Genomic DNA, 21870 nt, shown 5'->3' with positions numbered 1-21870 from the left:
GCACTCCGTGTCGGACTCGACGAATTCGGCGAAGGGACCGGAGTTTCAGTCGGCGATCAGGTCCAGTTCCTCGGGATGAGTGCCCAGGTAGCGCTGCACATACGTGCAGACCGGCCGCAGCCGCCAGCCGCGTTCCCTCGACAGCGCCAGCACGTCACCGACCAGTACCGCGGCCCAGCCGCGACCGCCGTACTCCTCCTTGACGACCGTGTGCATGAGCGCGACCACCTCCCCGCGGCCACCCGTGAACTCGGTCGACTCCCCCTCGCCGCGATAGCCGAGGATGCCGATCAGCTCGTCGCCGACCCAGAGGTCGAAGCGGGCATGCGAGGGGTTGTCCACGACGCGCGCCAGCGCCGGGTTCGCGAAGACAGGGGCGGGCGCAGTCACTACCGCTGCCGGGACGGGAGGTCGCTTGAAAATGTGAGACACCTCACCATGGAAGCAGTCCCGCCCCGGCGCGGTCGCCCGATTTGGGGCCGATGGTGCGATTTGTTGCCCAGTCACCATCTAATCGTGGCCGAATCGGCACCCGAAGTTCTCACACGGAGACCATCAGGTCCCGGTACTCGGGGTTGTCGGCGACGAATCGCTGCAGATACGTGCAGACCGGCCGGACCTTCCAGCCGTAGCCGCGCGCCGCGTCGAGAGCCCGGCGCACCATCACCGCGGCGAGCCCCCGGTGACCGAAGTCCTCGACGATCACGGTGTGCATGAACGAGACGACCGGGGTCGCGGCCGAGGACCTCCTCGCGCTCCGCGTGTCCAAGTCGTAATAACCGAGAATGCCGACGAGGTCCCCGTTGAGCCTCAGCTCGAACCGGTTCTGACCTGCGTTGTTCGTCACCTCTGCCGTCGGCGATTCCGTGATCATGTGCCCATCTCCTTGCCCGATCCGTAATCACAATGTGATTTCCGCCACTATAGGCAGGGGGTTGCCCCGGCGTCCCGATTTGTGCCAAGAAATCTCCACGCACCCGGCCGCGCTCGCCCGCCCGCGAGAAGTGCCCTATGGTCGTGCCCGACAACTACACAACCCACGGGGGCTCGCACCAGCGGGCTGAGAGGACGGCTAGGGCCGTCGACCGTTGAACCTGACCGGGTAATGCCGGCGTAGGGAGAGCACCATGAGGGACACCTCTGTTTCCGGAACCACCGTCACCACCGGCCCCATCGAGGGCAGCACCAAGCAGTACCTGACCGTCGACGGCCTGTCCGTCCCGGTCCGCCGGGTCCACCTGACCAACGGCGAACATCTCGACCTGTACGACACCTCCGGCCCGTACACCGACACGCAGGCGACCATCGACCTCGAGGCCGGCCTCGCGAAGACCCGCGACGCCTGGGTCAAGCCCGATCCCGTCGATCTCGGCGGCACCAGCCGCAGCGGCGGGCCCAACCTCGCGCGCACCCAGCTGGCCTGGGCGCGGGCCGGGATCATCACCGCGGAGATGCGTTATTGCGCTGCCCGCGAGGGTGTTTCAGCCGAGATCGTGCGCGAGGAGGTGGCCGCCGGGCGGGCCGTGATCCCCGCGAACCACAAGCATCCCGAGTCCGAGCCGATGATCATCGGCAAGCGGTTCCTGGTGAAGATCAACGCGAACATCGGGAACTCCGCGGTCACCTCCTCCATCGCCGAGGAGGTCGAGAAGATGGTCTGGGCCACGAGGTGGGGCGCGGACAACATCATGGACCTGTCCACCGGCAAGGACATCCACCAGACCCGCGAGTGGATCCTGCGCAACTCGCCGGTGCCGGTGGGCACCGTGCCGATCTACCAGGCACTGGAGAAGGTGGGCGGCGACCCGACCGCGCTGACGTGGGAGATATACCGCGACACCGTGATCGAGCAGTGCGAGCAGGGCGTCGACTACATGACCGTGCACGCCGGGGTGCTGCTGCGGTACGTGCCGCTGACCGCCAAGAGGGTCACCGGGATCGTCTCCCGCGGCGGCTCGATCATGGCGGCCTGGTGCCTCGCCCACCACCGAGAGTCGTTCCTGTACACACACTTCGAGGAACTCTGCGAGATCCTGCGTGAGTACGACGTGACGTTCTCACTCGGCGACGGGCTGCGGCCCGGGTCCATCGCGGACGCCAACGACGAGGCCCAGTTCGCCGAGCTGCGTACCCTCGGCGAACTGACCAAGATCGCGAAATCCCATGGCGTGCAGGTGATGATCGAGGGACCCGGCCACGTTCCGATGCACAAGATCGTGGAGAACGTCCGGCTCGAGGAGGAACTGTGCGAGGAGGCACCGTTCTACACCCTCGGACCGCTCGCCACCGACATCGCGCCCGCCTACGACCACATCACCTCGGCGATCGGTGCGGCCATGATCGCGCAGGCGGGTACCGCGATGCTCTGCTACGTGACACCGAAGGAACACCTGGGCCTCCCCAACCGGGACGACGTGAAGGTCGGCGTCATCACCTACAAGATCGCCGCGCACGCCGCCGATCTCGCCAAGCAGCACCCGCGGGCGCAGGAGCGCGACGATGCGCTGTCGAGGGCGCGCTTCGAGTTCCGCTGGCGCGACCAGTTCGCGCTCTCGCTCGACCCGGACACCGCCCGCGAGTACCACGACGAGACCCTGCCCGCGGAGCCGGCGAAGACCGCGCACTTCTGCTCGATGTGCGGGCCGAAGTTCTGCTCCATGCGGATCTCCGCGGACGTGCGCGAGTTCGCCGAGCGCAATGGGCTGCAGACGCAGGAGGATGTCGACCGGATGATCGAGGCGGGCATGGCCGAGAAATCCGCCGAGTTCACCGACAGGGGCAGCCAGGTCTACCTGCCCGTCGTTCCGGCCGGTCGATAGGCTCTCACGCGTGAAGTTGCTGCCGCTGACCCCGGACGGACAGACCCCGATCCGCGTCCTCACCATCGCCGGAACCGACTCCGGTGGCGGTGCGGGCATCCAGGCCGATTCCCGCACGATGGCCATGTTGGGCGTGCACGCCTGTGTCGCCGTCGCCGCCGTGACGGTGCAGAACTCGGTCGGGGTCAGCGGCTTCCACGAGATCCCGCCGCAGATCGTCGCCGACCAGGTGCGGTCGGTGGTCGGCGACATCGGGGTCGGGGCGGCCAAGACCGGGATGCTCGCGTCGACCGCGATCATCGAGGCCGTCGCGGAGGTCTGCGGTGAGGTGGATATCGGGCGTGGGCACGCGGTGCCGCTGGTCGTCGACCCGGTGTGCGCCTCCATGCACGGCGACCCCCTGCTGCACGCCGAGGCGCTCGACGCGGTCCGGCACACCCTGATCCCGATCGCCTCGCTGGTGACGCCGAACCTCGACGAGGTCCGGCTCATCACCGGGATCGACGTGGTGGACGACGCCTCCGCCCGCAGGGCCGCCGAGGCGCTGCACGGGCTAGGGGCGCAGTGGTCGCTGGTCAAGGGCGGACACCTGCGCACCTCGACGGCCTCCACCGACCTGCTCTTCGACGGCCAGGACTTCCACGAGTTCACCAGCCCGCGGATCGACACCGGGAACGATCACGGCGGCGGGGACACCCTGGCCGCGGCGATCGCGTGCGCGCTGGCGAACGGGTACCCGATGCCCGAGGCCGTCGCGTTCGGCAAGGACTGGGTGACGCGCTGCCTGGCCGCGTCGTACGACCTGGGCGCGGGCCACGGTCCGGTCTCCCCGCTCTGGCGCCTGCACTGACATGTCTGTGCGCGTCGCCCCTGCCGAGTCGGGGGCGACGCGCACAGCGCAACGTCAGCGCGAGTAGTCCCGGAAGGTCATGACGCCACCGACCAGGACCACCAACACCGCGAGGATGTAGACCGTGACGCGGAACCAAGCCGGCCCGTAATAGCTGACCACCATCGACGCACCGAGCGCCGCGAGAATCATCACCACCCCGTAGAAGGGTGTGCGTTGCTCCCTGTCCACCATCAATCCAGTGTCCGCCGACGGCGCCACGGGTGGCAATGCCCCCGACCTCATCGCGTCTGGAGGGTGAAGATGCGCAGGCCGTCCGGGACCCCGCGCATCGGGGCTGCGAACAGCCCCCGCCGGTAGGGCTTGCTCGTGGCGCCGAGGTCCTCGAGGAACCCCGGTTCGAGTGCCGCAAGCGTGGCCTCGGAGACGATGACATTGGCGTCCCCGCCGAGCTCCATCATGCGGGCGGCCACGTTCACGTCCACCCCAAGCCAGTCCGATGCCACCTGCCTGGGCGACCCGGTGTGCACGCCGATCCGCATCCTCGGCCGGTGGCCCTCGACCTCCACCTCCGCGAGCTGGGCACGGGCGGCGAACATCGCCTCGACGGCACGGTCCGGCCGGGCGAAGACCGCCATCAACCCGTCGCCCATCCGCTTGACCACCTGGCCGCCGCGGTCGACGATCGGCGCCTCGACCGCCTTCGCGACCTCCCGCAGCAGCTCGAGGGTCACCTCGTCCCCGGCGCCGAGCGACCAACTCGAGAATCCGATCAGATCGGTGAAGACGATGGTCACCTCGCGCGGGCCGCGACCGCGGCCGGTCCGCTCGAGCAGCGCCTGCCAGACCTGGAGCGCGCCGAGGCTCACCTCACGTGAGGCGCCGGGGCCGTCGTCGAGGAACCGGTCCGCCGCCCTGGCCATCGCCCGTACGCCGCCGGGCCCCGCCGTGGACAGCGGATCACCGAAGGACGGGTCGCCCGGCAGCACCCTGCGGATCCTGCGGAACGCGTCGACCACCTGGGGTCGGGTGTTGACCCCGCGGATCCACAGGGCCGCGGCCTCGGGCCTGCTGCGGTGCACAGGCGCGGAGCCCGCGGAGCGCCCAGACGCGCGGTCGCGGTCGCTCGCGCCGGCTGGGTCGACGCCCGAGGTCGAGTGGTCCTCAGTCACAGGCCGAAGTGTAACTCAGAGTCACAGATACTATCCGGGTCATTGTCCTGCGCCCTCCCGAGCCTGCGCGCGGTCCGCCCTGGCGGGAACCCCGTCCGGGCCCTCGATGGAGTTCGCGTACGTGCCGACGCCGAACGCCACCGCCGCCGCGTTCTGCGCCAGCGCCGCCCGGTCGACGTTGGCCAGGGTGTCCTCCGGCGAGTGGTAGCCGGGATCGAAGGTCTCGCCGGCGGTGCCACCCCACTTCAGTGCCTGCTCGTCCGACTTGCGATCGTCCGCCCCGCTGTCGACCCCACCGGACGGTATCCCCATCTCGATGAACGGGCCGTAGTCGGATCGGCCGTCGAAATCTGTTCCGTCCGCGACGATCCCGCGCCAGGCGAGGAATCCGCCCAGGGTTCGCTCGATCGCGTCGGAGCCCTGCGGCCCCGGCCCGGCGCCCTCGTGGTCGGAATCGTCGCCGTCGAGGGTGAAGTACCCCGCGTTCCGCGAGCCGAGCATGTCGAAGTTCAGGTACAGCGCGATGTCCTCGCGTTCACCCCCGTCGAGCCCCTCGGCGTACCGCTCCGATCCGACCAGGCCCAGTTCCTCCGCGCCCCACCAGGCGAAGCGCACGGCATTGGTCACGTTCGGGGCGCTGCCCAGCCGCAGCGCGGTCTCGAGCACCGCGGCCGAGCCGGATCCGTTGTCGTTGATCCCCGGGCCCTTCTCGACGCTGTCCAGGTGCGCGCCGACCAACACCACGTTCTCCGTCGACCCGGTTGTGGTCTGCGCGATCACGTTTCGGCTCGTGGTTGCCTCGGTGACCGCCTCCAGCTTCAGCGACAACTCCGGTGCGGCCGCGGCCGCGGGCCCCTCGGAGCCCGGCACGCTCACGGCGGGGATCCGCGGGTCCGAGTCCTCCCCCAACGTGCCGCCCGCCAGCGCGCCCTCCTCGTTGTTGAACACGACGAGGGCGACGGCGCCGCGATCGGCGGCCACCCGCTCCTTCTCCGAGAAGGGACAGACCCCGCGTCGGACCACCACGATCGCGCCCCCTGCATCGAGCCCGTCGTAGTCGGTCGCCTCGCAGCCGGGGCTGCCGTCGTCCGGCAGCGCGAGGGTCCGCGCCGTGATCCCCTCCGGCGGCGTCGCGGGCGAGTACTCCAGGGTGCTGACGGTGAACTGACGGTCACCCGCCCGCAGTTCCACCGGCCCGGCGATGAAGCGGTCGACGTCGAACTCGGGGGTGGACACCTCGAAGCCCGCCTCCTGGAGTCGGTCCACGACGTAGTCGACGCTGGCGTCGTAGCCCGCGGTCCCCGCGGCCCGGTTGCCCCCGTTGTCCGTCGCGATCCGCTCGAGCGCCTCCATGTGCGCGGCGACCGCGTCGCCCCCGACGGCCGCCGCCAGCGACTGGCCGTCGACCGGCGGTGCTGGCGGCGACTCCTGTTCGTCCCTGCCGCACCCGGACACCACCGCGATCCCGGCCAGTACGACCGCCGCCGACGCTCCGACCCGTGCCCGAATGGACTGTCGCATTTGCCGAGCGTACTGCGCACGGGCGCCGGAACGGCGCAAAAAGAAACCGTGCGCGCCCGGTACCCGAGGTGGGGTGCCGGACGCGCACGGTCGTCTGCTCGGGATCTAGGCGTCGCGGCGGTTCACGGTGAACAGGGCGAGTCCGAAGATCACCGCGACGAAGGCCGCGAAGTACACCAGGCTGCCCCACGGCCCCCAGTGGAAATCGACGCCCTGCGGCGCGCCGAGGAAATTGTTCGCGTTCATGAAGGGGAGGAACGGCTTGATGTTCTCGCCGAACCGCCCGAACAGGCCGAACAGGTTCTCGATCAGCAGCGGCCAGAGCAGCAGCAGCGCGATCGCACCCGCCGACTGCCGGAGCAGGGTGCCGACCGCGACGGCGAGCACCACGCACAGGAAGGCGTAGATCGGCACGCCGTAGATCGCCCGCCAGGCGTCGCCGCCGGACAGTTTCAGCGCCGCACCCGCATCGGATCCCGCCGTCGCCTTGGCGATCGCGTACGCACCGAAGGTGAGCACGAAGGTGAGCAAAGCGCCGAAGCCGCCGATCAGCCCGGCCTTCGTGATCAGCACCGAGTCACGCTTGGGCACGGCCTGGAAGGTGGTGCGGATGATGCCGAACCGGTACTCGCTGGTCACCGCGAGTGCCGCCAGGATCATCAGGATCAGCACACCGAACCCGGAGACCCCGCCGACCGCGTCCGCGAGCGTGGGCAGGAAGGGTTCGAAGTCGGGCTTCTCGCCCTTCGCGACGTCGTCCAGGAAGGCGTTGTAGCTGGCCTTGGCGCTCAGCCCGATCACCGCGGCCAGGCCGAGGCCGAGCGCGATGATCGCGACGGTGCACCACCACGGCGACCGGGTCGAGGTGAGCTTGATCCGTTCTGCGTTCACGACACCCATCAGAGCGCCCCTCCCATCACGTCGTCGACGCCTGCAGCGTGGTACTGCACATCGTCCCCCGTCAGTTTCATGAAGGCGTCCTCCAGGGACCCCTGCTGGGCGGCCAACTCGTGCAAGACGATGCCCTGGCCGCCTGCGATCTGGCCGACGACGTCGGTGGTCGCCTCGAGCACGATGAGCGCGCCGCCGAGCTCGGAGGTGCCGTCCTCGCGGACCGTGAGCCCATGCGAGGTCAGCGCGCTGCGCAGCGCGTCCAGCTGGGGGCTGCGCACCCGTACGGTCGATTCAGACGAGCGGTCGACGAACTGCTTGACGGTGGTGTCGGCGATCAACCGTCCCCGGCCGATCACCACGAGGTGCTCGGCGGTCAGCGCCATCTCGGAGAGCAGGTGGCTGGACACCAGCACCGTGCGCCCCTCAGCAGCCAAGCGCTGCATGAACTTTCGGATCCAGACGATGCCCTCGGGGTCGAGCCCGTTGACCGGCTCGTCGAACAGCAGGACCTTCGGGTCACCGAGCAGGGTGGCCGCCAGTCCGAGCCGCTGCGACATGCCGAGCGAGAACCCGCCGGCCTTCTTGCCCGCGACCTCGGTCAGGCCGACCAGCCGCAGCACCTCGTCGACGCGGGACATCGGGATCCCGTTGGACGCCGCCATCCACTGCAGGTGGGCCTTCGCGGACCTGTTGGGGTGCACCCACTTCGCGTCCAGCAGCGCACCGACGGTCCGGAGTGGCTGCTTCAGGTCGTGGTACGGCTTGCCGTCGATCAACGCGGTTCCCGCGGTCGGCTTGTCCAGGCCGAGGATCATCCGCATCGTCGTGGACTTGCCTGCACCGTTCGGTCCAAGGAATCCGGTCACCATGCCGGGCTGAACCGTGAAGGTCAGGTCTTCGACCGCCTTCGTGGGCCCGAACTCTTTCGTCAAACCCCTCACTTCAATCATGACGTGAAGGATTCCTCAGTCCGGGCCCGCGCACATCGCCCGCAGGTCGCGTCCCCTGTCATACCTAGGGATGACCCCGACCCTGAGAGGGCGTGGCGGTCGTCGGGGTCAGAGATCCGGTCCCGCCACGCGTCAGCGCGCGACGTTGAGCTGTTCGAGCCGGGCCACCGCAGCCTCCGCCACCGCCAGTGCGACCTCGGCGCTGTCCATCTGGTCGCCCTTCTCGACGGTCGACCAGTTCCGGCCGTGCGCATAGGCGCTGAGAAGGTTCCACTGGGTGGGCACCTCCGTCGCCGGGTCGGGGCCGCCGAGCGCATCCGGCCGCATGAGCAGGCCCGCCTGGGCGACGATGAAGCTGTCCGAGTCGATGGTTCGGAAGCTGCGCTCGCTCAGGCCGGGCCGCACAGTCCTGGCGGCGGCCAACAGCTCCGCACCTCGCGCGTCGGCGGCGGCGCACTCCCGCAATCCGGCCCGGCTCGTCACCAGGTACTGGCGGCGGTATACCTGGTCACGGTAGCCGAACTGCAATGTGCGATAGCACTGTTCGTCGATCGGGCCGGCCATGAGCCACAGCGCGGTCGCCGCGGTCGTGACGGCTGAGCGGATCAGGGTCGGGTGTGCGAACTCGTGCGGGTCGGTGCCCCGGCCTGCCAGGTCCAGATGGTCGAGAGCGCTGCAGATGAGCTGGACGACGGTGCTGTGGAGCGAGAGGCCCGACGGACGCAGCATCCGGTCCGCGACCTCGGCGTCCGAGCCGGGCGCGGTCTCGATGCGGCACAGCCGGCGCGTCAATTCACCGGCCGCAGTCGACACTGTGATCGCCTCCTAGAGGTCGGGCGACGACGCCTGTGCCCAGAACCGCTTCGGGATCCGTCCGGCGCGGCGGGCCAGGTACCCGGCGGTCACCGCGGACGCCATCGCCGACGCCATCAGTGCCGGCACCTTGGCCCTGGTCACCGCGGTCGCGAGGAGAACCGCGTCGCAGCCGAGCTCCATGGCCAGTGCGGCGTCGCTCGCGGTGCCGATGCCCGCGTCGAGGATCACCGGGACCCCTGCGGCCGCCACGATCATCTCGATGTTGTGCGGGTTCGAGATGCCGAGGCCGGTACCGATCGGCGCGCCGAGCGGCATCACCGCCGCGCACCCGGCGTCCTCGAGCCGCCGGGCCAGCACCGGGTCGTCGGTGGTGTACGGCAGCACGGTGAAGCCGTCGTCGACGAGTTGTTCCGCTGCGGAAACCAATTCGATGGCATCGGGCAGAAGGGTGCGCTCGTCGGCGATGACCTCCAGCTTCACCCAGTCGGTCTCCAGCGCCTCCCGGCCGAGCTGCGCGGTGAGCACCGCCTCGGCGGCGCCGCGGCAGCCGGCGGTGTTTGGCAGCGGGGCGATGTCCAGCTTGCGCAGCAGGTCGAGCACCCCGGTGCCGCCCGCCGCGTCGACGCGCCGCATCGCCACGGTGGTCAGCTCGGTGCCGGACGCGACGAGCGCCTCCTCCAGCACCGCGAGGTTCGCCGCGCCGCCGGTCCCCATGATCAGCCGGGAGCCGAAGCTGCGACCGGCGATGGTCAGACGGTCGGCGGTGAGCGGGTCAGCCACCCTGCACCGCCGTCAGGATCTCGATCTCCCAGCCCTTGCCGACCGGGGTGTCCCAGGACGCCCGCGGGAACACCGCGCCGTCCACCGCGACCGCGATGCCCTTGCTGGGCAGGCCGAGGTGCTCCAGCAGCTGGGCCACGGTCAGCGGCTCGGACAGCTGATGGTCCTCGCCGTTGACGGTGATCCCGATGTTCACCGGTGTGTTCGTCATCGAATCCTCACTCATCGTTGAAGGTGAATCGTTCCGGGGAGGCGCTCTTCGCCTCCGCCAAGGGTGCGCCGTCGAGCTCGGCGACCACCGCGTCCGCGGTCAGCGGGGTCAGCAGCACGCCGTTGCGTCCGTGCCCGGTGGCCAGCACCACCCGGTCCGAGACCCGGCCGATGATCGGCAGGTTGTCGGGGCTCATCGGGCGCAGTCCGGCGGCGCACTCGTGCAGCTCGTACTCCCCGATGCTCGGCATCAGCGTCTGCGCATCGGCGATCAGGTCGCGGACCCCGGCGACGGTGACCTGGGTGTCCTCCCCCGACTCGTGCTGGGTCGCGCCGACCACCAGGCCGTCGCCGCGCGGCACCAGGTACACCGGCCGCCCGTGCACGCTGCCGCGGATGGTCATCGTCGGGGCGGGCGCCACCCCCGGCCTGCGGTGCAGCCGCAAGATCTCGCCCTTGACCGGCCGGACCGGCAGCCCTGGCCACAATCGCGCGGACGCGGTACCGGCGGACACCACCACCTGGTCGGCGGCGACCGCGGCGGGGTCGGTGACCGCCTCGGCGACGAACTCGACCCCCGACCGGGTGCAGGCCGACCGCAGCGCCGCGATCAGCGCGCGGTTGTCGACGGCGGACTCGGTGGCCGCGAGCAGGGCCAGCCGGATGTTCGGGGCCAGCGACGGCTGGGCGGCCCGGATCTGCGCGCGCGAGAGCAGTTCCAGCTCGTAGCCCTGGCCTGCGATCCACTCGGCCACGGTCCGCAGGTCCGCGGCGTCGGCCGCGTCGAGCGCGACGGTGAGCGAGCCATGGGAGGTGAACAGCGTCTCGCCGGAGAGCGTCTCGAGCTCGGCGCCGAAGTCGGGCCAGCGGGCCAGCGACGCGGCCCCGACCTGCAGGACCGCGTCCTCGCCCGGCCAGCCCTCCGACAGCGGTGCCAGCATCCCGCCCGCGACCCACGACGCCCCCGATGCGGGTGCCGGATCGTGGACGGTGACGCTCCAACCGGCCTGGGCGGCACGCCACGCGATCGACAGACCGATCGCGCCGCCGCCGATCACCGCGACAGATCTGCTCACAACTCCACCTCACTCCCTGCGCCGGCATGATCCGGGTCAGGTATGACGGTCGGGGCTCGCGGCCCCCTCTCAGCCCCGCGCTCGCCGGGACTCCCGTGTCACTTCTCTCTGCGTAGAGACTACCGTTGAGAGCGTGCACCCCTCGCATTCCGGCAGGCACCTCACCCCTCGAGAACGCCTCGCCACCGCCCGTCTGTATCTCTGTACCGATGCCCGACGCGACAAGGGCGACCTCGCGAAGTTCGCCGAGGCCGCGCTGTCCGGCGGCGTCGACATCATCCAGCTTCGCGACAAGGGGTCGGCGGGCGAGCAGAAGCTCGGCCCGATGGAGACCCAGGAGGAGCTGGGCGCGCTGGCCGAGCTCGGCGCGGCCGCCCGCAGGCACGGCGCGCTGCTCGCCGTGAACGACCGCGCCGACCTGGCGCTGGCCGCGGGCGCCGACGTCCTGCACCTGGGCCAGGGCGACCTGCCGGTGCACTACGCCCGCCGGATCCTCGGGCCCAACGTGGTGATCGGCCGCTCGACGCACAGCCGCGCGCAGGCACAGCTCGCCTCCATCGAGGACGACGTCGACTACTTCTGCACCGGGCCGGTGTGGGCCACCCCGACCAAGCCGGGCCGGACCGCCTCGGGCATCGACCTGGTCCGCTCGACCGCCGACTCGCACCCGACCCGCCCGTGGTTCGCGATCGGCGGCATCGACGAGGAGCGGCTGCCCGAGATCCTCGACGCCGGGGCCGAGCGCATCGTGGTGGTGCGTGCGATCACCGAGGCGCGCGACCCGCAGGCGGCGGCCCGTTCGCTGGCCGACACCCTGGCCCGCAACGCCGCCCGCCGCTAGCCGGCGCGGCGGGGATTCAGTCCAGCCACCCCAGCACGCTCGAGGGCGACAGCTGCACGACCGTCTCCGGCAGGCGCTCGCGCAGCCCACGGTCCGCGGTGACCACGGCGGTCAGGTGTTCGTCGACGCCCCCGAAGGCCGGGTGCCCGACGCCGCCGCCCGCGGCCATCGCCAGCTCCGTGCCCGCACCGGCCAACAAGGCCAGCTCGTCGTCCCCGCTGCCCGCGGCGACGTGCACGGGAACCCGGGCGTCCACCGCGCCGACGGTGCGCGCCTGACCCTCGAGGACCGCCTCGATCCGCGGCAGCCAGCCGAATCCGCCGTCCGGCAGCTCGATGGTGCGGGGCAGGGTCGCGGCCAGCGCGGCGAGCAGCTCCCCCGTCGCCCCCGCCCGATCCCGCCACCAGCCGTTCGGCCTCGATCCCAGCACGTTCGCGGTGTCCAGCAGCAGCCGGACCGGCGTGCTCCGCAACTGCGGCCAGCTCGCCGCGAAACCCGGGTGCAGCAGCAATCCCGACACCTGGTCCTCGGGCACCCAGCGCAGTTCCGTGCTCTCACCGTTCGGCACCGTCGTGAGCGGTCCGGCCGCGTCGGCGATCACCGTGGTGTAGCTCCAGCCGCTGCTGGCGCGCGCGGTCACCCGCTCGGCACGGACCCGCAGTTCGCCGCCGGGGATACCGGCCTCCTCCTCCGCCTCGCGGACGGCCGCGTGCACCGTCGACTCGTGGCTGTCGCGGGCCCCGCCGGGCAGCGCCCAGGTGCCGCCCTGATGACTCCACTGGGCGCGGTGCTGCAGGAGCACGGTCGGGGTTCCGTCGGCCGCGGGCGCGCGCAGCAGCAGCCCCGCCGCGCCGAACTTGCCCCAATGCCGAATTCCGTCTTCGCTCTTGGCCCAGCCGTCCCCGTCACCGCGCATCGACTTCGTTCACCTGCCCCACATCCGGCCACGTCGCACCCCACGCGGTCCCTCGCGCCTCGTCAACTCGTTCTCGACCGAACTTAGGCCAGTCACGCACAACAAAGCTCAGTTACTGCTTATATGCTCCCCCTTGACTGGCATCCGGGCCAGCTGGGAAGGGTGCGTGGTGGCCGTTCGGGAAGCACCGTCGACGGAACCGCTCGGCGATGATCTCGCGCCGCGGGCCGGCGGGCCCTCCGATACCCAGGGCCGATACAGCCGTCTGTCCGAGTTCCTCAGGACGACTCCCGCCAGGCTGCTCGCGCTCGGGACCGCGCTGATCGTGCTGGCGCTGGTCGCGGGCACCGTCGCCGCGATCCAGGTAGCGGACCGGCAGCGCACCCTCGACACGCTGCTCAACCAGGTCGAGCCCCAGGCGAACGCCACCCAGAACCTCTACAGCTCGCTCTCGATCGCGGACGCCGCCGCCACCACCGCGTTCATCTTCGGTGGCATCGAACCGGTCGCGGTGCGCGACCGGTACACCCAGTCGATCGGCGAGGCGGCCGCCGACCTGATCGGTGCGGCAAGCGGCATCATCGAGACGAACGCCGAAGGTCAGCGGCTGCTCACCGAGCTGTCCACCGGGCTGCCGGTCTACACGGGCCTGATCGAGACGGCCCGTTCCTACAACCGCAGCGGCTACCCCGTCGGCACCGCGTACCTGCGCGAGGCCTCGTCCATGATGCAGACGACCCTGCTCCCGATCGCCGAGGAGTTGCACGGCCAGCAGGCGGAGGCCGTTGTGCAGAACCAGGACGAGTTCGCCACCCCGCCCTGGCTGGCGATCGGCCTGCTCCTGCTGTCGCTGATCGCCCTCGTGGTCGGCCTGGTCCTGCTCGCCGGATGGACCAGGCGGCTGCTGAACCCGGGTCTGATCCTGTCCGCCGCCGCGATGGCGGCGCTGCTTGGGTGGCTGCTGATCGCCGGGCTGATCTCCTCGACGTCGACCGGCAGGGCCCTCGAGCAGGGCGCCCGCCCGCTGATGCAGCTGACCACCGGGCGCATCCTCGCGCAGCAGGCACGGGCCGACGAGACCCTCGGCCTGGTGCGCCGCGACGTGAAGGGCGGCTATGCGGCGGCGTTCGGCACGCACCTGACGCGCCTCGAGGAGATCCTGGCCGGCTATCCGAACGACGGCCGCGTGAAGGTGGCCACCGATCTGGTCGACGAGGCCGCCGAGGCCGGGAAGAACTGGTCCGTCGCGCACCAGCGGGTGCAGAACCTGCTCGACAACGGCGACTGGGGTTCGGCCGCGGCCGTGGTCACCGGCCCCGGCGCGGAGGACTCGACGGCACACTTCGCCCGGGCCGACGCCGCGCTCGACGACGCCATCATCGCGACCCGCGGCGAGCTGCGCGCCGATGTCAACCGCGCCCACTCGACCCTGCGCGGCCTCGGCTCCGGGGCGCTCGTGCTCTCCGCCGTTGCGGCGGCAGGCGTCGGGGTCGGCCTGTGGCCACGGCTTCGGGAGTACCAGTGACGAGACCCGCATCCGCGTCGGCCGAGCGGCGCCCGACGGGACCGAGGTGGCGGACCACCGGGGCCGCCCTGCTCGTGGCCGCGTCGCTGATCACGGCCGGCTGCACGCAGGCCGAGCCGGGCATCGTCGCGAACACGGGCGGCTACACCGAACCTCCCCTCCCCGAGGGAGCAACGATCGCGCCGCCGCCGACGGGACCTCCGACGAACGAGGCGAGCTGCGGGGACCCCACCGCGAGCCTGCGTCCCTTCCCCGACGTTTCGCCCGAGCCCCCGCCGACCGCCTCCCTCGCCGAGATCCGTGCCAGGGGCAGGCTCATCGTCGGGCTCGACACCGGCAGCAATCTGTTCAGCTTCCGCGATCCGGCGACGGGCGCCATCGAGGGCTTCGACGCGGACATCGCGCGCGAACTGGCACGCGACCTGCTCGGCGACCCGAACCGGGTGGAGTTCCGGATCCTGCCCTCCGCGGGCCGCATCCCGGCGCTGATGAACAGCACGGTCGACGCGGTGGTCAAGACGATGACGATCACCTGCGAACGCCGCGAGAAGGTGGACTTCTCCACGGTGTACTTCCAGGCCCAGCAGCGGGTGCTGGCGGTCAAGGGGTCCGGCATCGGCGGCGCAGCCGACCTGGCGGGCAGGCGCGTCTGTGCGGCCGAGGGCACCACCTCCGTCGATCGGATCCAGCAGGTGCAGCCCGAGGCGACGGTCGTCACGGTCCCGAACTGGGGCGACTGCCTGGTGGTGTTGCAGCAGCGCCAGGTCGACGCGGTGAGCACCGACGACTCGATCCTGGCCGGCCTCGCGGCCCAGGACCCGTACCTGGAGATCGTGGGCGAGAGCCTGAGCTCGGAGCCGTACGGGATCGGGATCAACAAGTCGGACGACGACCTGGTGCGGATGGTCAACGGCAGCCTGGAGCGGATGCGACGGGACGGCACCTGGAATCGGATCTACGATCGGTGGCTGAGAGTACTCGGGCCGTCGCCGGGCCCACCGGTCCCGCACTACCTGGACTGAAAGCGGAGACAATGGCTGGAACGCAAGGAGATCCGGGTCCGGAGCCGTCGGTCCCGGAGCCGCCGTCCGCATCGACCGAGCGGTCCGAACGGACCCAGGCCTCGATGCCGGAACCGTCCGGCCGCACCCAGGCCTCCGCACCGGAAATCTCCGACCGCACCCAGGCCTCCGCACCGGAAGCCACCGGCCGCACCCAGGCGACGGCCCCGGAATCGTCAGCTCCCGCCCGCACCACCGGGCGCGGGAGTCGCTCGCAACGGTCGCGGACCAGCGTGCGCCGCCGCCTCGGCGGCGGCCTGGTCGAGGTCCCGCCGGTCACCGCCGTCGAGCCCACCAACGCGATGATGGTCGACCCCGTCGTGCCGGAGAAGAAACGGTTCTGCTGGAAATGTGGGAAGCCTGTCGGCCGCAAGGGTCCCTCCGACGCAGCGGCGTCCGCGGGCACCTGTCCCTCCTGCGGCACCATCTTCGACTTCACTCCGCTGCTCGGTCCCGGCGATCTGGTCGGCGGCCAGTACGAGGTGCAGGGGTGCATCGCGCACGGCGGTCTCGGCTGGATCTACCTCGCGATCGACCGCAATGTCAGCGACCGCTGGGTGGTACTCAAGGGCCTGCTGCATTTCGGGGACGCCGAGGCGCAGGCCGTCGCGCTCGCCGAGCGGCAGTTCCTCGCAGAGGTGGCGCACCCGAGCATCGTGAAGATCTACAACTTCGTCGAGCATCCGCGGCCCGACGGCAGCCCGATGGGGTACATCGTCATGGAGTACGTCGCCGGGCATTCGCTCCGCGACGTACTCAGCACTCACAAACGGCCGGAACGGATTCCGGTCGAACAGGCCATCGCGTACGTGCTCGAGATCCTGCCCGCGCTCGAGTACCTGCATTCGGTTGGTCTGGTCTACAACGACCTCAAGCCGGAGAACATCATGATCACCGACGATCAGCTCAAGCTGATCGACCTCGGTGCCGTCGCGGGCATCGAGGACTACGGCTACCTCTACGGCACTCCCGGCTACCAGGCGCCGGAGATTCTCAGGACCGGTCCGACAGTCGCCTCCGACATCTACACGGTCGGCCGGACCCTCGCCGTGCTCTGCCTCCAGATGCCCTCCGCCAAAGGCAAATACCTCGACGGAGTGCCCGGCCCCGAGCAGGCACCGCTGCTCGGGGAGTACGAGTCCTTCCGTCGGTTGCTGCTGAGGGCGACCGCGGCCGATCCCGACCAACGGTTCCGCTCCGCCGAGGAGATGGCCAGCCAGCTCACCGGGGTGCTCCGCGAGATCCTGGCGCAGCAGACCGACGAGGAGCGGCCCGGGCTCTCCGAACTGTTCAGCCCGCAGCGCACCACCTTCGGTACCGACGAGGCGGTGCGGCAGACCGATGTCTATGTCGACGGCCGCAGGCACGAGCCGACCATGTCGGGGCGCGACATCACGGCCGCGCTCGCCGTTCCGCTGATCAACCCGTCCGACCCGAGCGCCGCCCTGCTGGCCGCCGCCGTGCACGCGGAACCGGATCAGACCCTGGACGCCATCCGTCACGCCAGGGCGAACGGGCTCGAGCGAACGGTGGACGGCCGCCCGGGGTTCACCGCCGAGATCGCACTGGCGGAGGCGAAGGCCCATCTCGACCTCGGCGATGCGACCGAGGCGTCACGGGTGCTCGGTTCTCTCAATGCGGCAAAGGGATCGAACTGGAGGGTCGACTGGTACAGCGGGATGGCCTCCCTGCTCGGCGCGGAGTACGAGCAGGCGATGAGCCAGTTCGAGTCCGTCCTCGAGGCGCTGCCCGGCGAGATGGCCCCGAAGCTGGCGTTGGCCGCCACCGCGGAACTCATTCTCCAGCACTGGGACACCGACCAGCCCGAACAGTGGCGCGGGTTCGCCGAGAAGTACTACCGAACGGTGTGGCGCACGGACCGCAGCATGGTCAGCGCCGCCTTCGGGCTCGCCAGGCAGCTGGCCGACCGGGGTGACACCAGCGGTGCGATCGCGGCCCTCGATCAGGTGCCGCCGAGCTCGCGACACTTCAGCGTCGCCCGGATGACCTCGGTGCTCACGCTGCTCTCGGGCGCGCCCATCGAGGAGATCGGCGAGACCGCGATCCGGGAGGCAGCGCGCCGGGTGAACGCGTTGCCGCCCAACGAGGGTCGGGCGCTGCAGATGCGCACGCTTGTGCTCGGCACCGCGCTGGACTGGGTGCTGCTCGGCCACGTCGCGAAATCCGAACAGGAACCGATCCTCGGGGTGGCCTTCACCGAGCGGGGACTGCGCGCAGGCACCGAGGCCGGGCTGCGGGCCCTCGCGCGCAACGCCGAGGACCGCAGGCACCGATACGCACTCGTGGACCTGGCCAATTCGATCCGGCCCAAGAGCCTGGTCTGAGCCGGCAGCGCACGGTCCCCGCCCGGTCGGACGGGGACCGCCGCGGATCTAGGCCTCGGTGACCGGCCGGTAGGTGCAGACGTGCACACCCGCACTGCTGATGACGGTGGAGACCAGCTCGAGGGTGTTCAGCTTGCCGCCGTCGGGGAAGATCGTCTTCCCGCCGCCGAGGAGCACCGGCATGACCATGAGCCGGAGCTCGTCGACCAGGCCCTCCTGCAGAAGGGTCCGCACCAGGGTGGGGCTGCCCATGACCACCAGGTCGCCGCCCTCGGTCTCGCGCAGCTCCCGGATGCGGGCAACGGCCTCGTCGCCGGAGATCCGCGTGGTGTTCTCCCACGTCAGCTCGTCATCGCCCAGCGTGTCGGACACGACGTACTTCGCGATGGCGTTCATCTTGTCGGCGAACGGGTCACCGGCTCGCTCGGGCCACGCCCCCGCCATCGTCTGCCACGTGCGGCGCCCGAACAGCAGGGCCTCGGCCTTGCTCAGCGCATCATCGAACGCACCGCCCACCACCTCCGGGTCGAAGAACGGGTGGGTCCAGCCGCCGTGGGCGAAACCGCCGTCGGTGTCCTCCTCGGGTCCACCCGGTGCCTGCACGACGCCGTCCAAGCTGATGAACTCGCTGATAACGATGCGCATGGGACTCGCTCCTCTTCCGTTGTTCTCCGTGTCTGACGGGCTTCGGGAATGTAGACCCTAGAGCCGCCCGAAAATCATCGCTGCGGCCCGTCGCCCTCGCCATCCGGGGCGAACCGGCGCGCGGCCCTCGCGATGGCCAACTCCTCGTTGGTCGGCACCACGAGCACGGTGACCCGCGAAGAGTCCGTCGAGATCACCCGGGCGGCACGGTCTTTCGCCGCATTGCGGTCGAGATCGATCTCGATTCCGAGCGCCTCCAGACCGGCGAGTGCGTCGGCACGCACCTCGACCGCGTTCTCCCCCACCCCGGCCGTGAAGGCGATGGTGTCGACCCTGCCCAGCGTCACCAGGTACGCCCCGATGTACTTGCGCAGCCGGTGGATGTAGACGTCGTAGGCGAGCCGGGCCGCCCCGTCCCCGCCATCGATGAGACGGCGCAGCTCGCGGAAGTCGTTGACCCCGCACAGGCCCTTGAGCCCGGACCCGCGGTTGAGCAGGTCGTCGATGGCGTCGACGTCCAGGTCCGCGCTGCGCCGCAGGTGCATCACGATCCCCGGGTCGATGTCGCCGCTGCGGGTGCCCATCACCAGACCCTCGAGCGGGGTCAGACCCATCGAGGTGTCCATCGCCCTACCGCCTGCGATCGCCGAGGCCGAGGCCCCGTTGCCCAGGTGCAGCACGATCTGGTTGAGCTCGGCGTTGTCCCTGCCGAGCACCTCGGCCACCCGGCCGGAGACGTACTCGTGCGAGGTGCCGTGGAATCCGTAGCGGCGCACCCCGTGTGCCGCCGCGACCGCTGCGTCGATGGCGTAGGTCCTGGCCTCCGCCGGCAGCGTGTGGAAGAAAGCGGTGTCGAAGACCGCGACGTGCGGGACGTCGGGGAATACCCGCATCGCACTCTCGATGCCCACCACGTTCGCCGGATTGTGCAGCGGGGCAAGGGCGGACAACCGCGAGATCTCGGCAACGACGTCGGCGGTGATACGCGTCGGCCGGTAGAACACCTCGCCGCCGTGCACCACGCGGTGACCGACCGCGGCGATGCCGGCCGACGCCAGGTCCATGCCCGCCTCCGCGAACATCGCGAAGGCCAGCCGCAGGCCCTCGGCATGGTCGGCGATCGGACCACGATGCTCGCTGTCGGCGCCGCGATACCGGTGCCCGATGACGCCGTCCGGCTCACCGATCCGCTCGACGAGCCCCGAGGCGATGGCCTCGCCGCCGTCCGCGTCGATCAGCTGGTACTTGATCGAGGACGAACCCGAATTGATGACCAGCACCGGACCGTTCACTGCCGGCTCCCTTCGGCGACGCCCTGCGCCTGGATCGCCGTGATGGCGACCGTGTTGACGATGTCCTGGACCAGCGCACCGCGGGACAGGTCATTGACCGGTTTCCTCAGGCCCTGCAGGACCGGGCCGACCGCGACGGCCCCCGCGCTGCGCTGCACCGCCTTGTACGTGTTGTTCCCGGTGTTCAGGTCGGGGAACACGAACACCGTCGCCCTGCCCGCCACTTTCGAGTCGGGCAGCTTCGTGCTCGCCACCGTCGGCTCGATCGCCGCGTCGTACTGGATCGGCCCCTCCACCAACAGGTCCGGGCGCCGTTCGCGGACCAGGACGGTCGCCTCGCGGACCTTGTCCACCTCAGCGCCGGAGCCCGAGTCGCCGGTCGAGTACGACAGCATCGCGATCAGCGGATCGATGCCGAACTGGGCTGCGGTCTGGGAGGAGGAGATCGCGATGTCCGCCAACTGCTCCGAGGTCGGGTCCGGCACGACCGCGCAGTCCCCGTAGGCCAGCACCCGATCGGCCAGGCACATCAGGAAGATGCTCGAGACGGTCGAGACGCCAGGCGCGGTCTTGATGATCTCGAACGACGGCCGGATCGTGTGGGCGGTGGTGTGCGCGGCACCGGAGACCATGCCGTCCGCGATCCCCAACTGCACCATCATCGTTCCGAAATAGGAGATGTCGGCCATCACCTCGCGGGCACGTTCGAGGGTCATCCCCTTGTGCGCCCGCAGTCGCGCGTATTCCTGCGCGAACTCGTCGGTGTACTCGCAGTTCGTCGGGTCGAGCACGGTGGCCGCGCTCAGGTCGACGCCGAGTTCCGCGGCGCGCCTGCGCACCGGGCCCTCCTCGCCCAGGATGGTCAGGTCGGCGACTTTGCGCTGCAACAACCGTCCGGCGGCCCGCAGGATCCGGTCGTCGTCCCCCTCCGGCAGCACGATGTGCTTGCGATCCGCCCTGGCCCGCTCGATCAACTGGTACTCGAACATCTGCGGGGTCACCACCTCTGGCCTGGCGACCTCCAGGCGGGCCAGCAGGTCGGCCGCGTTCACGCGCTGCTCCATCAGGCTCAGCGCGGTGTCCACCTTGCGCTGCGAGCCGACCCCGACACGTCCCCTTGCCTGCGCGGCGGCGCTGGCGGTGTCGAATGTCCCGAGGTCGGTGGTGAGGATCGGCAACCGCGGCTTGAGGCCCGCGACGAGCTTCGCGATGGCGGGGTGCGGGGCGATGCCGCCGTTCATGATGATCCCGGCGAGCGACGGAAAACCTTCCGCCTCATGGGCATTGACCATCGCGAGCAGCACGTCGGATCGATCGCCCGGGGCAATCACCACCACGCCCTCCGAGAGCCGCTCGAGGATGTGCTCGGCGGTCATCCCGCCGACCATCACGCGCAGCGCCTCCCGCTGCAGCAGCTCGGGATCCCCGCTGTACAGCTCGCCGTCGACCGCCGTCAGCAGCTCACCCATGGTCGGCGCGACCAGCAACGGGATCTCGGGCAGGCTCCAGGCGGGCACCGCCATCGGCTCCAGCGCCGTGGTCACCTCGGCGAGCCGGGCGGGGTCGCAGCGGTTCGCGACGATGCCGACCAGGTGCGCGTGCTGGGCGCGCAGCTCGGCCGCGCAGATCTGGGCCAGCTGCAACACCTCGTCGGGGGTCCGGCCCGACCCGCGCAGTGCGAGCAGCACCGGCGCATCCAGGTTCACCGCGATCCGGGCGTTGTAGCTCAGCTCGCTCGGGCTGGCGACGTCCGTGTAATCGCTGCCGATGATCACCACGGCGTCGCACTGTTCCGCGACATCGTGGTAGCGCGAGACGATCTCGCTGAGCGCCAGCTCCGGGTCGGCGTGTACCTGCTCGTAGGTGACACCGAGGCACTGCTCATAGCCGAGATCCGCGGACGTGTGGTCGAGCAGCAGCTCCAGGATGTAGTCCGGCTCGTCGGTGGAGCGCGCGATCGGCCGGAACACCCCCACCCGAGCAGCCGAGCCGCTGAGCATCTGCAGCACGCCGAGCGCGATGGTCGATTTCCCGGTGTCGCCCTCTGGGGAGGCGATGTAGATGCTCGAGACTGCCGACTCCGCGGATGCCATGGCGTCCACCCTAGTGGTGCGGATCGCCGTCCGCCGACGGCCACAGCCACTCGCATCGGGCGCG

At 70.4% G+C, this 21870-nt stretch carries 21 protein-coding genes and 2 riboswitches; of the genes, 6 read left to right on the top strand and 15 right to left on the bottom strand.

What is annotated here, in order from left to right:
• Positions 1-45: 45 nt before the first annotated feature.
• Positions 46-390 carry a GNAT family N-acetyltransferase gene (locus tag RM1_RS20280; RefSeq protein ID WP_072753504.1) on the bottom strand — a complete coding sequence of 115 codons (345 nt, stop codon included), beginning with the start codon at positions 388-390 and terminating at the stop codon, positions 46-48.
• Between the two features lie 151 nt (positions 391-541).
• Positions 542-874 (bottom strand): GNAT family N-acetyltransferase, encoded by a 333-nt coding sequence (locus RM1_RS20275; protein WP_027501283.1) that lies wholly within the window; start codon positions 872-874, stop codon positions 542-544.
• A 155-nt stretch (positions 875-1029) separates the two neighbouring features.
• Positions 1030-1137, top strand: a riboswitch (TPP riboswitch).
• On the opposite strand from RM1_RS20275, the gene thiC reads away from it, so the two are divergent.
• Together thiC and thiD are read left to right on the top strand one after the other, a co-directional pair.
• Complete coding sequence (gene thiC / locus RM1_RS20270; protein WP_072753524.1) at positions 1128-2819, top strand: phosphomethylpyrimidine synthase ThiC; 1692 nt, start codon at positions 1128-1130, stop codon at positions 2817-2819. It overlaps the preceding riboswitch by 10 nt.
• A 10-nt stretch (positions 2820-2829) precedes the next feature.
• Entirely contained in the window at positions 2830-3669 is an 840-nt protein-coding gene (gene thiD / locus RM1_RS20265) for a bifunctional hydroxymethylpyrimidine kinase/phosphomethylpyrimidine kinase (protein ID WP_072753503.1), read from the top strand.
• Positions 3670-3723: 54 nt separating this feature from the next.
• On the opposite strand, the gene RM1_RS20260 is transcribed toward thiD, so the two are convergent.
• From RM1_RS20260 to thiO, 9 genes are all read right to left on the bottom strand, one after another.
• On the bottom strand, positions 3724-3903 hold the full coding sequence (locus RM1_RS20260) for a hypothetical protein (RefSeq protein ID WP_027501286.1): 180 nt from the start codon (positions 3901-3903) through the stop codon (positions 3724-3726).
• Positions 3904-3950: 47 nt separating this feature from the next.
• A complete protein-coding gene (locus RM1_RS20255) occupies positions 3951-4721 on the bottom strand; it encodes an adenylate/guanylate cyclase domain-containing protein (RefSeq protein WP_072753523.1) in 771 nt (256 codons plus the stop codon).
• 159 nt (positions 4722-4880) lie between these two features.
• The gene (locus RM1_RS20250) at positions 4881-6362 is read right to left on the bottom strand and encodes a M28 family peptidase (protein ID WP_072753502.1); all 1482 of its coding nucleotides are present in this window, start codon (positions 6360-6362) and stop codon (positions 4881-4883) included.
• A 105-nt stretch (positions 6363-6467) separates the two neighbouring features.
• Entirely contained in the window at positions 6468-7262 is a 795-nt protein-coding gene (locus tag RM1_RS20245) for an ABC transporter permease (protein WP_072753501.1), read from the bottom strand.
• Positions 7262-8206, bottom strand: coding sequence for an ABC transporter ATP-binding protein (locus tag RM1_RS20240; protein ID WP_072753500.1), 945 nt, complete (start codon positions 8204-8206; stop codon positions 7262-7264). The genes RM1_RS20245 and RM1_RS20240 overlap by 1 nt, the downstream gene beginning before the upstream one ends.
• 132 nt (positions 8207-8338) lie before the next feature.
• Complete coding sequence (locus RM1_RS20235) at positions 8339-9019, bottom strand: hypothetical protein (protein ID WP_143069495.1); 681 nt, start codon at positions 9017-9019, stop codon at positions 8339-8341.
• Positions 9020-9031: 12 nt separating this feature from the next.
• Entirely contained in the window at positions 9032-9802 is a 771-nt protein-coding gene (locus RM1_RS20230) for a thiazole synthase (protein WP_072753498.1), read from the bottom strand.
• Positions 9795-10013, bottom strand: a complete 219-nt coding sequence (gene thiS / locus RM1_RS20225) for a sulfur carrier protein ThiS (protein ID WP_027501293.1) — start codon at positions 10011-10013, stop codon at positions 9795-9797. Before thiS ends, RM1_RS20230 begins: the two co-directional genes overlap by 8 nt.
• Positions 10014-10020: 7 nt before the next feature.
• Positions 10021-11088 (bottom strand): glycine oxidase ThiO, encoded by a 1068-nt coding sequence (gene thiO / locus RM1_RS20220; protein WP_072753497.1) that lies wholly within the window; start codon positions 11086-11088, stop codon positions 10021-10023.
• Positions 11085-11195, bottom strand: a riboswitch (TPP riboswitch). Its footprint overlaps the gene before it by 4 nt.
• A 26-nt stretch (positions 11196-11221) precedes the next feature.
• Here thiO and thiE point away from each other — a divergent pair.
• Complete coding sequence (thiE, locus tag RM1_RS20215; RefSeq protein ID WP_072753496.1) at positions 11222-11929, top strand: thiamine phosphate synthase; 708 nt, start codon at positions 11222-11224, stop codon at positions 11927-11929.
• Between the two features lie 16 nt (positions 11930-11945).
• On the opposite strand, the gene RM1_RS20210 is transcribed toward thiE, so the two are convergent.
• Entirely contained in the window at positions 11946-12845 is a 900-nt protein-coding gene (locus tag RM1_RS20210) for an NUDIX hydrolase (protein ID WP_072753495.1), read from the bottom strand.
• A gap of 169 nt (positions 12846-13014) precedes the next feature.
• On the opposite strand from RM1_RS20210, the gene RM1_RS20205 reads away from it, so the two are divergent.
• From RM1_RS20205 to RM1_RS20195, 3 genes are all read left to right on the top strand, one after another.
• Complete coding sequence (locus RM1_RS20205) at positions 13015-14370, top strand: GlnX family signal transduction membrane protein (RefSeq protein ID WP_245816505.1); 1356 nt, start codon at positions 13015-13017, stop codon at positions 14368-14370.
• 68 nt (positions 14371-14438) lie between these two features.
• On the top strand, positions 14439-15392 hold the full coding sequence (locus RM1_RS20200; RefSeq protein WP_072753521.1) for a glutamate ABC transporter substrate-binding protein: 954 nt from the start codon (positions 14439-14441) through the stop codon (positions 15390-15392).
• An 11-nt stretch (positions 15393-15403) separates the two neighbouring features.
• Positions 15404-17776 (top strand): serine/threonine-protein kinase, encoded by a 2373-nt coding sequence (locus tag RM1_RS20195; RefSeq protein WP_174562980.1) that lies wholly within the window; start codon positions 15404-15406, stop codon positions 17774-17776.
• 48 nt (positions 17777-17824) lie between these two features.
• Here RM1_RS20195 and RM1_RS20190 read toward each other — a convergent pair whose 3' ends face one another.
• The 3 genes from RM1_RS20190 to pta form a co-directional block, all read right to left on the bottom strand.
• Complete coding sequence (locus RM1_RS20190; protein ID WP_072753493.1) at positions 17825-18421, bottom strand: dihydrofolate reductase family protein; 597 nt, start codon at positions 18419-18421, stop codon at positions 17825-17827.
• A gap of 74 nt (positions 18422-18495) precedes the next feature.
• Entirely contained in the window at positions 18496-19713 is a 1218-nt protein-coding gene (locus RM1_RS20185) for an acetate kinase (RefSeq protein WP_072753492.1), read from the bottom strand.
• Positions 19710-21806 carry a phosphate acetyltransferase gene (gene pta / locus RM1_RS20180; RefSeq protein WP_072753491.1) on the bottom strand — a complete coding sequence of 699 codons (2097 nt, stop codon included), beginning with the start codon at positions 21804-21806 and terminating at the stop codon, positions 19710-19712. Before pta ends, RM1_RS20185 begins: the two co-directional genes overlap by 4 nt.
• Positions 21807-21870: the final 64 nt, after the last annotated feature.

The organism is Rhodococcus maanshanensis NBRC 100610, from assembly GCF_001894865.1.
Lineage (GTDB): Bacteria > Actinomycetota > Actinomycetes > Mycobacteriales > Mycobacteriaceae > Rhodococcus_G > Rhodococcus_G maanshanensis.
The sequence above is the reverse complement of the archived record's forward strand: the minus strand, read 5'-3'. Positions and strand labels throughout refer to the sequence as shown.